The organism is Salinisphaera sp., from assembly GCF_035690525.1.
Classification (GTDB): Bacteria; Pseudomonadota; Gammaproteobacteria; order Nevskiales; family Salinisphaeraceae; genus Salinisphaera.
The window spans coordinates 1-14,146 of the sequence record NZ_DASSKM010000060.1; the positions used below are offsets into that span (position 1 = coordinate 1).

11 protein-coding genes, 1 other RNA gene and 2 pseudogenes are annotated in these 14,146 nt (G+C 63.5%); 8 read left to right on the plus strand and 6 right to left on the minus strand.

What is annotated here, in order from left to right; genetic code table 11:
• Positions 1–149, plus strand: a transfer-messenger RNA (tmRNA) gene (ssrA, locus tag VFJ08_RS04720); the annotation flags it as partial.
• A gap of 280 nt (positions 150–429) precedes the next feature.
• Here ssrA and VFJ08_RS04725 read toward each other — a convergent pair.
• Positions 430–1,596, minus strand: coding sequence for an alpha/beta fold hydrolase (locus VFJ08_RS04725; protein WP_324995684.1), 1,167 nt, complete (start codon positions 1,594–1,596; stop codon positions 430–432).
• 119 nt (positions 1,597–1,715) lie between these two features.
• On the opposite strand from VFJ08_RS04725, the gene VFJ08_RS04730 reads away from it, so the two are divergent.
• The 7 genes and pseudogenes from VFJ08_RS04730 (at position 1,716) to VFJ08_RS04760 (ending at position 9,704) form a co-directional block, all read left to right on the plus strand.
• The gene (locus VFJ08_RS04730) at positions 1,716–2,612 is read left to right on the plus strand and encodes a LysR family transcriptional regulator (protein ID WP_324995686.1); all 897 of its coding nucleotides are present in this window, start codon (positions 1,716–1,718) and stop codon (positions 2,610–2,612) included.
• A gap of 266 nt (positions 2,613–2,878) precedes the next feature.
• Positions 2,879–3,550 carry a PEP-CTERM sorting domain-containing protein gene (locus VFJ08_RS04735; protein WP_324995688.1) on the plus strand — a complete coding sequence of 224 codons (672 nt, stop codon included), beginning with the start codon at positions 2,879–2,881 and terminating at the stop codon, positions 3,548–3,550.
• 393 nt (positions 3,551–3,943) lie between these two features.
• Positions 3,944–6,919, plus strand: a complete 2,976-nt coding sequence (gene fdhF / locus VFJ08_RS04740; RefSeq protein ID WP_324995690.1) for a formate dehydrogenase subunit alpha — start codon at positions 3,944–3,946, stop codon at positions 6,917–6,919.
• The gene (locus VFJ08_RS04745; RefSeq protein ID WP_324995692.1) at positions 6,919–7,404 is read left to right on the plus strand and encodes a hypothetical protein; all 486 of its coding nucleotides are present in this window, start codon (positions 6,919–6,921) and stop codon (positions 7,402–7,404) included. Before fdhF ends, VFJ08_RS04745 begins: the two co-directional genes overlap by 1 nt.
• Positions 7,405–7,463: 59 nt before the next feature.
• Positions 7,464–8,667, plus strand: a pseudogene (locus VFJ08_RS04750) (zinc-dependent alcohol dehydrogenase).
• A 21-nt stretch (positions 8,668–8,688) separates the two neighbouring features.
• The gene (locus tag VFJ08_RS04755; RefSeq protein WP_324995696.1) at positions 8,689–8,976 is read left to right on the plus strand and encodes a hypothetical protein; all 288 of its coding nucleotides are present in this window, start codon (positions 8,689–8,691) and stop codon (positions 8,974–8,976) included.
• Positions 8,949–9,704, plus strand: coding sequence for a class I SAM-dependent methyltransferase (locus VFJ08_RS04760; protein ID WP_324995698.1), 756 nt, complete (start codon positions 8,949–8,951; stop codon positions 9,702–9,704). Before VFJ08_RS04755 ends, VFJ08_RS04760 begins: the two co-directional genes overlap by 28 nt.
• A gap of 105 nt (positions 9,705–9,809) precedes the next feature.
• Here the strand turns inward: VFJ08_RS04760 and VFJ08_RS04765 are convergent, their stop codons facing one another.
• From VFJ08_RS04765 to VFJ08_RS04790, 5 genes and pseudogenes are all read right to left on the minus strand, one after another.
• On the minus strand, positions 9,810–10,619 hold the full coding sequence (locus VFJ08_RS04765) for a hypothetical protein (protein WP_324995701.1): 810 nt from the start codon (positions 10,617–10,619) through the stop codon (positions 9,810–9,812).
• A 2-nt stretch (positions 10,620–10,621) separates the two neighbouring features.
• Positions 10,622–11,351 (minus strand): annotated as a pseudogene (locus tag VFJ08_RS15710) (CgeB family protein).
• Positions 11,321–12,463, minus strand: a complete 1,143-nt coding sequence (locus VFJ08_RS04780) for a glycosyltransferase family 4 protein (RefSeq protein WP_324995707.1) — start codon at positions 12,461–12,463, stop codon at positions 11,321–11,323. Before VFJ08_RS04780 ends, VFJ08_RS15710 begins: the two are co-directional and overlap by 31 nt.
• Positions 12,460–13,572 carry an SDR family NAD(P)-dependent oxidoreductase gene (locus VFJ08_RS04785; RefSeq protein ID WP_324995709.1) on the minus strand — a complete coding sequence of 371 codons (1,113 nt, stop codon included), beginning with the start codon at positions 13,570–13,572 and terminating at the stop codon, positions 12,460–12,462. The genes VFJ08_RS04780 and VFJ08_RS04785 overlap by 4 nt, the downstream gene beginning before the upstream one ends.
• A partial coding sequence (locus tag VFJ08_RS04790; RefSeq protein WP_324995710.1) for an NAD-dependent epimerase/dehydratase family protein occupies positions 13,569–14,146 on the minus strand: 578 nt, incomplete at its 5' end. The genes VFJ08_RS04790 and VFJ08_RS04785, both read right to left, overlap by 4 nt.

The window sequence follows — 14,146 nt, forward strand, 5'->3', positions numbered from 1 at the left end:
CGGGCCGACCCGTTAAGAGCAAACGAAGATACGCGTGAGTTGTCCCCTTCCGCCGGGTAGCTCACGCCGACAATCAAAGGCGGAATAAGCATGTAGACCCGAGGGTCGAGAATCCGCGGACGCGGGTTCGATTCCCGCCGCCTCCACCAATTTTGGTGCAAGATCAGTATTTTAGAAGAAAACTTTTAGTTGCCTGCCTAAAATCCTGCCATAAAAAAACGCTGTCGGCATCGAGGCCGGCGGCGTTTTTTTTGCCTCCGCAATGAAGATACGCTGTCTCTTCGACGGCGAATCGACAGGTCCGTAAGCTACGGTGGACATCCAATTCAAATTGACCATGAAAGCCATCGGCCTGCCGGACGGCACCGCCTGGCCCTCGACGAAGGCAACGCTGCACGAATGAGCGGGGACAGTGGCGTCAAAACGAGATCAATCGATCCCCAAAGGATTCGAGATTCGCAGCTGCCAGATGCCGTCTGCGTTTCGTTCTACCACCTGGGTCGCGACGCCGCGCTCGACTAGCTCATCCTGACCGGGCGGGGTAAGACGGATCGTCCACTCGAGTAGCAGTAGAGCGATGTCACCGCTTGCGATCACCCGGCGAACGCCGTTGCGTATTTCGGGCTGCGCGGGAATCAGTTGAGCAAACGCTCCACGCAGTGCGTCCCGACCTTCGGCGATCGTCTTACCGTCCTGCATCCGCATAATCGCTTCCGGATGAAATAGCGACATAACGGCGTCAAGATCGCCACGGTTAAGCGCTGAGTCGAATATTGCGGGAACATCCTCCGGCTGTTTTGCCGTACGGCATTCGCTAGATAATTCGGCGTCAACGAATTCAACGATAGACGCGGCAACCGCCTGCGGCGCCTCCAGCGGTATGAGATGCCCGACTCCCGGTACGCTCCGCATGACGGCGCCCGGCAGCGATGGCAGAACAACGCGTCGCAACATATCCACCCCGTCGACCTTGTCTTGCTGGCCCCCGATCACCCAAACCGAGACATCGATTCGCGCCAAATCGGCACTCACATCTTCGGAGATCGCGGTATATGGCCAAAACTTTTTGGCAGCCTCCGCGCCGCCAAGACTGTCGGCGATAACCTGATCGCGCAAAGTGGGCGACAGTGGGCGTTCGGTCAGAACGTTGTCGATCGTCCAGCCCACCGACTCCGGCACGGCATAGGCGCCGGCCATATCTTCACGTTCCGGCTCCGGCAACGATTTTCCTTCGGCAGGGGACGGTGCAACCAGCACAAGCCCCACCAAACCGGACGGCCGGCGCGAGGCCAGCAGCTGCGCCACCTTGCCGCCCATCGAATGGCCCACCAGTACATAACGCTCCAGTCCGAGAGCGGCAATCGCCGCTTCAACGTCATCGGCCATTGTCGCGATATCGTAGCCATCCTCGGGTCGATCCGATTGGCCCCATCCCCGAGCATCGAGCGAGATCTTGCGCAGATTTTCCGGTAGCGCCGCCATCACTGGATGCCAGGTTCGTGCCGTGCCACCCCAGTAGTGGAGAAAAACGAGCGTAAGGGGGCCACGGCCGCTTTCGTCGGCATGCAGCGTCAGTCCATTCGCAATGATATTCATGGCGTGTCTCCTATGAGTTAAAGCGCTTCGAGCACCGAAACAGATCATAGAAGGCTTCGATTTAGGCGATAATCCGTTTTTTATTATATGTACTCGATAACAGGGGTATCGAATAAACCATGGATCGATTCACCGGACTTTCGATTTTCACGGCCGCCGTCGAATACGGCAGCCTGGCGGCGGCCGCACGAATACTGGGAATAACTCCGGCAATGGCCGGTAAACATCTCGCCGCGGTCGAGGCATCGCTTGGCGTGCGGCTCATGCACCGCACCACGCGTCGTCTTCATCTGACCGACGTCGGCCGAGACTATTACCAACGCAGCCGGCACATCCTCGAATCGCTCGACGACGCCGACCGGGCCGCTCGCGAATTGCAGGACCAGCCGCGAGGCACGCTGCGAGTCACTGCCCCCACGACTTTCGGGGCACTACACATGGGACGCCCGGTGGCCGAGTACATTCGGCGCTACCCCGATGTCAGCATTGAGATGACGCTCGGTGACCGCTTTGTCGATCTGGTTGCCGGCGGTTTCGATGTCGCTATCCGGATCGGCGACCTGCCGGACTCGAGCCTGGTCGCTCGCCCCTTGGCACGCACCGAGATGATCGCCTGCGCCGCCCCATCTTATCTGGCCGAACGCGGCCGCCCGACATCGCCATCGGATCTGAGCCACCACGATCGTCTGGCGTTCAGCGAAGCCACCTCGGCCGGCGACTGGTGCTTCACCGACGCGAACGGCTATATGCATGACATAGCAGGCCGCTCGCGATTCTTAGCCAACAACATGGAAATACTGTTGGCAGCCGCCTTGCGTGGAGCCGGGATCGCTTATGGGCCAAGCTTTGTCTTCGATAGTCATCTAGCCAGCCAAAACTTAGAACAGGTATTGCCGAATTACACGACCCGGAGCCTCGGAATTCATGCGGTCTATCCCTCGGCGCGGTTAGTTGGGGCCAAAGTACGCCGCTTTATCGAGTTACTGGAAGAATGGTTTGGCTCCTCTTCCAATTGACGTGGATAAAGAATAAATGCGGGACCATGCCCGCGAATTGTTCGATGGTGAGTTTTATACCCGTGCCTTCGCGTGTCGTATGTTGAAAAATTTATCAGACGATTTCTCGCTACACCCTCGCAAGCTATTGATATTTAAAATAGTCTGGGGTATTCACAGTGTCGGCGGCCTTGACAGTCAGCGCCAGCAAGTCCTTGTCAGGCCGATGGTTTGGCATTGGCATCATCCTTGATTGGCACTCCATGCCAACAACAACGGGGAGCCCCATGCCTGTTCTATCCAAACTCGCCGCCGGCGCGCTGGCGGTCGGCCTGCTCGGAGGCGTCGCGCACGCCTCGGTCATCTACAACTTCATTCCCGATGCCGGCAGCGGCACCGCTCTGGCCCAAGTCACCGGCGGGCAACTGGTCGTCACGGATGCGGCCTATCGCTCTGGCTCGGCGACGTTTAATTACAGCGGTAGCGGTCCTGTAGCCAACGAGAGCGATCCGCGCATGAGCCCGATTCTGTTCGCGGGCCTAGGTATTTCCCCATTGGGCGCGGACGAGGCAACCCTAGGTTCCGGCCTTCTAGGCCCCGGCGTGACCCCGCGTAGCGAGCAATTTATCTATTCGCCGTCGCAATTATTGATATCTGACTTTACGTTTAATGCCGACGGGTCATTAGCCGGCCACATGCGCTTGATTGGCGGCACCGGTGATCGCGCCAGTACCCACGGCACCGGCACCCACTGGACCGTGGGCGGCTGGCAAAGCGATTATTACAATCACGCGCCGTGCGCCCAGGGCGACGACTGTTTCGCCGGAACCGGCCACTGGCAACTCGACGCCGCCACGATTCCCGACCCCATAACCGAGACCGTACCCGAGCCGCCGACCTGGGGCTTGTTCGCCCTGGCCGTGGCCGGGCTATTGGGCCTGCGCCGTGCCCGCGCCTGACAATCTGCCCCGCTTCCGCCTGGAAGCGGGGTGTTGCAGGCGAGTTGGACCTGATTGGCTTGCAATAGACGCATCGACGGCCTTGGTCTCGCAGTGATGATCCTGGCCGTCGGACAGAGATCGATGACGCCGGCGGCCAGCGTCCAGATGTGATCGCCGTTGTTGGCGGCGGTGTAGGTCTTGCCCTCGATCCCGACCGTCACCTCGCCGCCGTAATAGTCGGCCACCGTGCCCGAAACCTCCAGCGCGCATCTTCAATATCGGCCATCGTCCTCGGGCGGCCCCTAGCGTGGTCGGGGACCTCTTCTGGTTGTTGTCGAACCGCCGCTCGCGTTTCCTTGAATCGAAAAGCGCAAGGCGCTTGCAGGCACGTGAGGCCCTCAAGGGACAACTATGACGAACTCCGATGATGCAGACGTTGCCCGGCTTACCGTCGATGGTCGGGAAATACGCGGGCGCCCGGGTGAACCTTTGATCGACTGCCTGGAGCGCAACGATCTGTATCTGCCGCATCTGTGTTATCACCCGGGCCTGGGCCCGCTGCAAAGCTGTGATACCTGTCTGGTCGGCCAGGACGGCCAGCTGCGCTACGGGTGCAGTTTGAGCGTCGCCGACGGCATGAAGATCGAGCTTGCCGGTACCGCGCAAGATGCGCGCGGCGAGGCGATCCAGCGCATCATGGCCAAGCACGAGCTCTATTGCACGGTCTGCGAGAACAACAACGGCAACTGTGAAGTGCACGACACCGTGCGCGATATGCAGGTGCGCCAGCAAAGCTACGACTTCAAGACCAAGCCGTACGCAAACGACGAATCGCATCCGTTCTACCGCTACGATCCCGACCAATGCATCCTCTGCGGCCGCTGCGTCGAGGTTTGCCAGAACGTCGAAGTCAACGAAACGCTTTCGATCGACTGGTCGCGCGAGCATCCGCGGGTGATCTGGGATGACGATCGCGCGATCGACGAATCCAGCTGTGTGAGCTGCGGTCAGTGCGTCACGGTCTGCCCGTGCAACGCGCTGATGGAAAAGGACATGATCGGCCAGGCCGGGCCGTTCACCGGGATGCCGCGCGAGTTGAAGCGTCCGATGATCGAGATCGTGAAGGCGGTCGAGCCGAAAATCGGCATCAAGCCGATTATGGACATCTCGCTCATGGACGAGGCGCTGCGCAGCGCCGAGATCAAACGCACCAAGACGGTTTGTACGTACTGCGGCGTGGGCTGCGCGTTCGAAATGTGGACCCGCGACCGCCAGATTCTCAAGATCCAGCCCGATCACCGGGCGCCGGCCAACGGCATCTCGACCTGCATCAAGGGCAAGTTCGGCTGGGACTTCGTCAACAGCGATAAACGCTTGACCACTCCCCTGGTCCGCGAGAACGGAAGCTTTCGCGAAGCAAGCTGGGACGAGGCTCTCGATCGCGTCGTCGAGGGCCTCCGTGGTGTAGCCAAGGCGCACGGGGCCGATGCGGTGAGTTTCGTCGCTTCCAGCAAATGCACGAACGAAGAATCGTATTTGATGCAGAAGCTGGCGCGCGCCGTCTTCGGCACCAACAATATCGATAACTGCTCGCGCTACTGCCAAAACCCGGCCACCGCGGGGCTGTTTCGCACCGTCGGCTACGGCGGCGATGCCGGCACGATTAAAGATCTGGAGTCCGCCGAGGTCGTGCTCATCATCGGGTCGAACACCGCCGAGACCCACCCGGTAATCGCTTCGCGCATGAAGCGCGCGCACAAGCTGTACGGCCAGAAGCACATCGTGGCCGATCCGCACAGACAAGAAATGGCCGAGCGCGCCAATATCCACCTGCGCCCGGAAAACAGCACCGATCTGGTCTGGGTCTCGGCGCTGTCGCGCTACATGTTCGACCACGGCTACGCCGACACCGAGTTCCTCGAACAACACGTCCACGACGTCGAGGATTTCCGGAAATCGCTGGAGCCCTTCACCATCGACTACGCCGCCGAGATCTGCGATCTGGACCCGCAGCTATTAATCGACGCCGGCGAAATGATCGGCCAAGCCAAGACCGTCTGCGGCGTCTGGGCCATGGGCGTAACCCAGCACAGCCACGGTTCGGACACCTCGACCGCGATTTCCAATCTACTGCTGGTCACCGGCAATTACGGCAAGCCCGGCACCGGCGGCTATCCCATGCGCGGGCACAACAACGTCCAGGGCTGCTCCGATTTCGGCTCGCTATTCAATATATTTCCCGGCTATGCCTCGGTCTTCGACGACGAGGCACGCGAGCACTGGCGCGCCGGCTGGAACGTCGAGTCTTTACCTTCCAGCACCGGCCTGAACAACCACACCATGGTCGACGCCATGAGCGAAGGCAAGCTCAAGGCGATGTACATCATGGGTGAGGAAATGGCGCTGGTGGATTCCAACTCCAACCGGGTGCGCGAGGGTTTCGAGAATCTGGGTTTCATGGTGGTCCAGGACATCTTCATGTCCATGACCGCCGGATACGCCGACGTGGTGTTGCCCGGCGCGCCGAGCGTGGAAAAGGATGGCACTTTCGTGAACACCGAGCGCCGCATCCAGCGGATCAACAAGGTATTCGAGCCGCTGGGCGAGGCTCGTCCGGACTGGGCGATCACCACCGAGATCGCCAAGCGGATGGGCCACGACTGGGGCTATACCCATCCCAGCGAAATCATGGCCGAAGCCGCCTCTCTGGCGCCGATGTTCGCGGGCGTCAACTATGCGCGGCTGGAAGGCTGGAATTCCCTGGTCTGGCCGGTGGCGCCCGACGGCACCGACACGCCGCTGCTCTATGCCGACGGACGTTTCCATTTCGACGACGGCAAGGCGCGGCTGGTGCCGCTGGACTGGAAGGACGCCTCGGAACGGGTCGACGAGGAATACGACCTGCATCTGAACAACGGGCGCATGCTCGAACACTTCCACGAGGGCAACCTCACCGGCCAGGGCTGGCGCATCAACTACGAGTTGCCCGAGTTCTTCGTCGAGGTGCCGCCAGAACTCGCCGAGGAACGCGGCATCGAGAACGGTGCCCAGGTCCGCCTGACCTCGCGGCGCGGCAAGGTCGAGGTCCCCGTATTGATTACCGATCGGCCGCGCACCAACAACCTGTTCATCCATGTTCATACCCGCACCAAGGGCCTGAACCAACTGACTGGGGATCACGCCGACGATGCCGTGGACACGCCCGCGTTCAAGGAATTGGCGGTGAAGATGGAGGTGCTGAAAAAATCCGGTAAGTCGCCGCTGCCGCACAACAATTTCCGCTTCGGCAACCGTCAGCCCCAGGACGGCATCCTGATCAACCGGAAGTGGCAACGCGACGACTACGAACAACCCCCGACCCAGGCCCCCAACCCGGAGCGTGTGTGATGGCCCGGAGACTCGACTACAACGTACCCAAGCTGGGCCCCGAAGAGAAAATCCGGCGCGACGCCTATTACGATCTCGATCAATTGGTCATTTCCCTGCACCGGCACGGCGTACTGCGGCTATTGCGCGACCTGTCCGGTTCGCTGTCCGAAGTCGCCCTGCTGCCGGTCCGCGAAATGGACAACGAACAAGGCTACGACGCGCTGGCCAACCTTTACGTGCTCGCGGGCCTGCTCGGGCGCGTGCCCTCGGGTGACTTCAAACGCACGGCCGAAGCCATGAACGACGGCTTCGCCGCCATGGGCCGCACGCCGTCTGGCGATCAGCCCTATCCGCCCGGGCTGACCGGCGCCTACGAACTGCTCAAGGACGAAGAACTGTGGCGTGCGCTGGGCCCGGTCCTGGAAGGCATCAAGGCGTTTACCCGGGAGCTGCGCAAGGAGGAAGAATCGGGCCAGAGCTCGTCTTCGGAGTCGCAGGCATAGACCCATACAAGCCACCGGGTTTCGAAACGCCCCGGCAGTACCCGCAAGGAGCGCCACCCATGAAAGCCGTGGTATTTCACGATGTCGGCGACATTCGGCTGGACAATGTCGCCAATCCCGCGATCAAAAGCGCCGATGACGCCATCATCCGCATCACCGAAAGCGCCATCTGCGGCACCGATCTGCATATGGTGCGCGGTACGCTCGCCGGCATGGAGGCCGGCACCATCCTCGGCCACGAGGCGGTCGGCATCGTCGAGGAAACCGGCGCTCAGGTCCGCAACCTGCAGCGCGGCGACCGCGTCGTGGTGCCCTCCACCATCGCCTGCGGGCACTGCAGCTATTGCCGTACCGGTTATCACGCCCAGTGCGACAACGCCAACCCGAACGGCAAGCTCGCCGGCACTTCGTTTTTCGGCGGCCCGGGCGCGACCGGCGCCTTCGACGGCCTGCAGGCCGAATACGCGCGCATCCCCTATGCCAACGCCGGACTCGTGAAGCTGCCGGACGAAGTCGACAGCGAGGACGCGTTGATGGTCTCGGACATCGTCCCGACAGCGTATTTCGGTGCGGAAATGGCGCAGGTCACGCCCGGCAAGAGCGTGGCCGTGTTCGGCTGCGGCCCGGTCGGCCTGTTCGCCATCGTCAGCGCGCAGTTGATGGGCGCCGGGCGCGTGTTCGCGATCGACAACCGGGCTTCGCGTCTACGCATGGCCCGCGCCCAGGGCGCCGAAGTGATCGACTTCGACGCCGAGGACCCGGTCGACATGGTGCGGCAACTGACCGGCGGCATCGGCGCGGACTGCGCGATCGATGCCGTCGGTGTCGATTCCGAGACTGCACGCAGCGGCCCGGTTTCCGAACAAGCCGATTACAAGACCGAGCAATACCGCCGAGGTCGCGCCCAAAACCAATCCCCAAGACTCGTTGTGGCAGCCCGGCGGCGCGCCAAGCCAGGCGCTGGAGTGGTGCATCCAAGCAGTGGCGAAGGCCGGGACCGTCTCGATCATCGGTGTTTATCCGCCGAACCAGACCGCGTTTTCGATCGGCAGCGCCATGCAGCGCAACCTCACCCTGCGCATGGGCAACTGCCACCACCGCCGCTACATCCCCGGGCTGGTCGACCGCTTGCGCAACGGCACGCTCAAGCCGCGCGAGGTGTTGACCCAGCGCGAGCCGATCGTCGACGTTATCGAAGCCTATCGCAGTTTCGATCAGCGCGACGCGGGCTGGATGAAAGTCAAGCTCGACATGACGCAGTAGATTGTAAGCCAGGAGCCGAACATGACCGGAAAATCCAACTGGTCGAAGGTCCGCGATAAAATCGATGCCGGCGATACCAAAGATAAGGTCCGGGCCGAGGATCCGGCGACGGTTCCTCTGGGCACCGACGAAGAAGCCGGCGGCCGGACAACGCCCGAGGAAGAAATCGCGCGCACGGTCGCCGACGATCGGCCGGCGCGCCGCGCGAAGCCGCCGGTCTCGCGTAAACCGCGCATGGATGAAACCGATATACCCGCCCGCTTGATCCGCACATACAAACGATGGCTCGAACGCCTGTCTCGTCGATAGCGCGGATCACGGTGCATCGACCGGCCGCCGATGACGAGAACGCTCGCGCATGCCGCATGTGCGGGGCGCGTGCACTGGCGCCGGTGGGCAAGGTCGAAGGCTACTCCTTCGTCGAATGCCCGAACTGCGGCTTCATCTTCACCCCGAACCTGCCCGATTCGGATGCACCGCCGGAGGCTTCGGCCGGGCGCCCCGTGGGCGGCTGGGCCAATATCGATTTTCTGGAGCCGGCCCTGGCGCGGCTGGAGGGCAGCCGCCTGAGCGTGCTGGACTTCGGCGCCGGCGAAAGCCGCGTGCCCGATCTGCTGCGGGCCAAAGGGCATCGGGTCATCGCGGTGGACGTGCTGCCGCCCGACGAGCCGCATCCGGATCGCTTGACCGGCACGCTCGAAACGCTGCATCTGACGCCGCGGCAGTTCGATCTGGTCTATGCCTTTCAAGTGTTCGAGCACCTGCCGGAGCCGGCGCCAGTGCTCGACGAACTGCTGGCGCTGACCCGGCCGGGCGGGTTGCTGCTGATTCACACCGACATGGAAGTGCCCGAGCGCGCGGCCGGGTTTACCGGCTGGTGGTACGTGCTGCCGCCCGATCACTGCGCTTTCTATCGCCACCACACATTCGAAGTGTTCTGCCGCGATACGCCGCATCGCCTGATCTGGACGGACGCGAAGCGCGTGCTGATCGAGGTCGGCCGCAAACATGAAGCACCGGTCAGTAAAAGAGATTAATCCGCGAATGAACGCAAATGAGCAAGGGCGGTATGAAACCGCGCGGGCGACCAAAGGGGGAGATCTCTCCCCTTTGGAAACCCCATTGCTAAGGTGGAAATTGCTCTACGCGGGATATACGGAGTCGGTGTTGTCGGCAAGCTCGCGTACCAGTTCGGGCGGGAGCTCGAACAGGCGCCGGGCGAGCCCGACCATTTCGCCGTCGAACAGCTCGCGATAATCGGAGTCCTCGGCGTAGTGCCGCCAACGCTGTAGCAGCCGGCGCCGGTCGGCGTCGTCCGGCGCATCGAACGCGCTACCGGGGGCGAACACGGGCGTCGCGTGGGCGCCGGCATCGGTGAAAGCCAGGCCGAGGCGGGCGGCCAGGTCGCGGCGGTAGGCCGGGTTTCCGGTCCAGGCGTTGTAATTGATCGCCACCAGCGGGTCGTTCAGATAACGCCGTAGACCCAGGAATTCGCGCGCGTGCTGTTTCCATATGCGCTGACCGATGCGCGTCGTCACGCCGCCGATACCGGCCTTGCGCCGGCTGGCGAACAGGTTGAACGGATCGCGCAGAATCAGAACGTCGATGCGTTGCCGCGAAGCGCCGACCCAGCGGTCGTGCGCCTGCGCGAAGCGGCGGTTGTTCAACAAGCCGAGAAAACAGTCTTCATAGCTGTGCAGTAAATAATCCTTGCGGCTGAAATCGCCCCGCCGCTCGGCCTCGATATCGAACGTATCGTAATTGGCGATATACGGTCGCCCGTGCATGAGCGTGCGCGCGCTTTCGAACGGATTGAATTTGGGCTCGGCGCAGTTGAGAAAGCAGAACCGCCCTGGCAGCTGGGCCATGATCCAGTTGATAATGGCATGGTTGCCGCTGCGCGACATGCCGACGATGCGCAGCTCGGTTTGGTTGACGTAGCGCCCGGTCATGGTCAACGGCCGATGGCGGGCTGCGCCGGCTCGCCGGTCAGCGCTGCATGAAGATCGAGCAATTCGTTCACGCGGTGCGCGCAGGTGTGGCGGGCCAGTATGGTTTCACGTCCGCTTTCCGATAGCGCGCGGGCCGCCTGTTCGTCGTTGAGCACGGTACGTAGCCGCTCGCGCATCGTGGCGCCGCCGTCGGCAAGCAGGTAATCGACGCCGGGCGAAAACAGGCCTTCGGCGTCGTCCCAGGGCGCGCAGATCAACGGAATCCCGCAGGCCAGCGCCTCGAATACGCGGATCGTGGGGATGCCGGGCAAGGCGTTCACGTACGGCCGGCGGGGCACGTGGAGCGTGACCCGGTGGCGCGCGAACGTCGCCGGCGCGTCGAAATTCGCCAGCCAGCCTCGATAGTCCAGCCCGGCCGATCGCCTCGATCAGCCCCGGCTCGTTCCACTCGTGCACCAGCACCAGATCGGCGCCGTCGAGCGCGGCATCCAGATCGAGCCGATCCGGGTCGTAGTCATGACTGGCCAGCTCGGGATAATGCCGGCGAAAAGCGTCGAGCGCGGCCTGGCCGCCCTGCTCGACCAGATTGCGCCGGCTCCAGCCGTCGCGCGGCTCGTAAACGCGCACGTCGTGGCCGCGCCGGAGCAGTTCGCGCGCGATCCCGCGCAGGAAATGCGCGTTACCGTGATTCCAATCGGAAATCAGCGAGTGATAGAAGAAAACGATTCGCATGGCGCTGCCTGTGCGCGGGCCGCGGCGCGCTTGCTCGCTTCGCGATAAACATCGAGATAGCGCCGGGTCATCACCGCCGCGCTATAACTCAAGGCGCGCGAGCGCGCGCGGCGCGCCCATTGCTCCCGGCGGTCGGGGTTGCGGCTTAGTTGCTGTAGTACGTCGGCCAGTGCGGCGTCGTCGTCCGGCGGCACATAGCTGGCGGCATCGCCCCAGATCTCGCGCAGGCTCGGGATATCGCCGAGCACCAAGGCGCAGCCCGCCAGCGCCGCTTCCAACGCGCTCAGCCCGAACGGCTCGTAGCGCGCCGGCAGCGCATAGATGCCCGCTTCGGCAAACTCGCGTGCCAGCGCCGGACCGCGCATCGGCGCCCGGTGTTCGACCCCGGCCGCCCGCAACCGCCGGCCTTCCGGGCCGTGATCGGGGTCTTGGTCCGGGCCAATCAACCGGACCGGCCAGTCGAGCCGGTCGGCGATTCGTGTCAGCGCGTCGAGATTCTTGGCCGGGTCCCACAGCCGGCCGACCGCCAAAATGCGCGGCCGTAGCGGGCTCGGCGGAAAATCCGTTGCCCGTCGGCCGTTGTACACGACCCGTAGATCCGCCGGCGCGTCGTAGTGCGCGAGCAGCGCCCGGCGCATCGCCGCGCTGGGGGCGGTGACGATGTCCGCCCCGGCCAGGCCGCGTCTCACCGCCTGTCGGTACGCGCGCCATTCCGGGCCGGGCGCTTGGCCGTGCACCGCGTCGAACCAGGAGCAAACACAGGAATGACCGGCCACCACCGTGGGCGCCGGCCAATCCCGCGCGCCGTGGCTGAACTGATTCAGGTGCACGATGTCCGGGCGGTAGATCCGGGCCAGCCATTGCAGCCAACCGCCCGAGCAGGCCACGTCGGCCCATGGCTGCTGCATCCATTCCAGGCGAAAAGCGCTTTCATGCAGACGCAGCCCGGGCATGGCCCGCGCGTCTGCCCGCCGGGCGTCGTCCGGCGGCGGGCCGAGTGTGACCAGCACCACTTCGACGCCGTATTCGCTCAGACCACGCGCGAGTTCGAGGGTAAAGTCCCACACACCACCCACGGCGTCGGTCGACAGCAATACGCGACGTATGTTCAAGGCGCGGCCCGCGCGCCGCTTTCGGCGCTCGCGGGCGCACCCACATCGTCGAGCCATGCGTAAAGCCGCTCGATTCCTTGCCGCGGCGCGACCGCCGGTCGCCAGCCGGTCGCACGGCCGAACGCGCGGGTGTTCGAGACGTAATACGGCTGATCGCCGGTGCGCCAGTCGGCGTAGTTTATTTCGGCCCGGTCGCCGAACTCATCGATGATCGAGAGCAATTCGAGCAGGCTCAGCGTGTTGTCCGACCCGCCGCCGATATTGAAGGCGCGGCCGGCGAGCGCTTCGATATGCCGTTCCGCGGCCGCGAACGCCGCGACCAGATCGTCGACGAACAGCACGTCGCGTACCTGTTTGCCGTCGCCGTAGATGGTCAGCGGCTCGCCGGCGCGCGCGCTCAGCAGGAAGTGGGCGACCCAGCCTTGGTCCTCGGTGCCGAACTGGCGCGGACCATAGATACAGCTCATGCGAAAGACCACCGCGGGCACGCCAAAGGAGCGCGCGTAGTCCAGCACATACTGATCGGCGCCGCCCTTGGAGCAACCGTAGGGGCTGCAGAAATCCAACGCCTGCCATTCGTCGACGCCGGTTTCGGCCACGTCGTCATCGAGCGGTCGATAGCGGCGCTCGAGCGCCTGCACCGAAAGGCCGGCAAGGTTGCCGTAGACCTTGTTGGTCGACGTGAATACCACGCCCGGCGGCTGCGCCTGCGCGCGGACGGCCTCGAGCACGTTCAAGGTGCCGCCCAGATTGATATCGAAATCCGCGCGCGGATCGGCCAAGCCGGTAGTGACCGCCACCTGCGCCGCCAGATGAAAGACCTGATCGCAGCTGGCGACGGCCCGGGCGACGGCATCCGCGTCACGGACATCACCGCGCACGAACAGGAGGCCGCGCCCGAAGCGGTCGCGCAGCCATTCGAGATTGCGGGTCACGCCCGGCCGGGACAGGTTATCGAATACCACCACTTGGCGCCCCTGGGCGGCGAAGTGCGCGGCCAGATTGCTACCCACGAAACCGGCCCCGCCGGTGATCAGCACCCGCCCCTGCCGGCCCCGACGCGCATCGTCGACCGCATCCTGGTTTTCGATCGAGCCGATTCCGATCATACCGCCAGCCCCCGCCGCAACAGTTCGTCGCTGGCGTGCTCCACGCGGTCTTCGGCCTTTTGGTCCTCGGGCATCGCGGCCAGCCAGTCGGCGATCTCGCGCAGACCGTCTTCGAAAGCCACTTCGGGCGCAAAGCCCAGAACATCACGCGCGCGTCGAATATCGGCGAAGCAGTGGCGTACGTCGCCGACGCGATAGCGGCCGGTGAATTCAGGCTGTAACGCCTGTTTATCCAACACCGTGCCGAGGACCGTCGCGATCTCGCGGATGCTGCGAACCTGGCCGCTGCCGATATTGAACACGTGGCCGTCGGCCCCGGGAACCTCACCGGCCAGCCGCGAAGCCCGGGCGACGTCGTGCACGCTCACGAAATCCCGCAGTTGTTCGCCGTCCTCGTAAATCAGCGGCGGCTTGTCGTTCATATAGCGCGAGGCGAAGATCGCGAGCACTCCGGTGTAGGGGTTGGACAGCGCCTGATACGGTCCGTAGACGTTGAAAAAACGCAGTGCCGTGGTTTCGATGCCCTGCGCCTGGCCTATCATCAGGCACAACTGTTCCTGATCGAATTTCGACA

Excerpts from the sequence above, each read along its gene's own strand:
- VFJ08_RS04725 (WP_324995684.1), bottom strand. The coding sequence starts at position 1,596 with ATGAATATCATTGCGAATGGACTGACGCTGCATGCCGACGAAAGCGGC.
- VFJ08_RS04730 (WP_324995686.1), top strand. The coding sequence starts at position 1,716 with ATGGATCGATTCACCGGACTTTCGATTTTCACGGCCGCCGTCGAATAC.
- VFJ08_RS04735 (WP_324995688.1), top strand. The coding sequence starts at position 2,879 with ATGCCTGTTCTATCCAAACTCGCCGCCGGCGCGCTGGCGGTCGGCCTG.
- fdhF (WP_324995690.1), top strand. The coding sequence starts at position 3,944 with ATGACGAACTCCGATGATGCAGACGTTGCCCGGCTTACCGTCGATGGT.
- VFJ08_RS04745 (WP_324995692.1), top strand. The coding sequence starts at position 6,919 with ATGGCCCGGAGACTCGACTACAACGTACCCAAGCTGGGCCCCGAAGAG.
- VFJ08_RS04755 (WP_324995696.1), top strand. The coding sequence starts at position 8,689 with ATGACCGGAAAATCCAACTGGTCGAAGGTCCGCGATAAAATCGATGCC.
- VFJ08_RS04760 (WP_324995698.1), top strand. The coding sequence starts at position 8,949 with ATGGCTCGAACGCCTGTCTCGTCGATAGCGCGGATCACGGTGCATCGA.
- VFJ08_RS04765 (WP_324995701.1), bottom strand. The coding sequence starts at position 10,619 with ATGACCGGGCGCTACGTCAACCAAACCGAGCTGCGCATCGTCGGCATG.
- VFJ08_RS04785 (WP_324995709.1), bottom strand. The coding sequence starts at position 13,572 with ATGATCGGAATCGGCTCGATCGAAAACCAGGATGCGGTCGACGATGCG.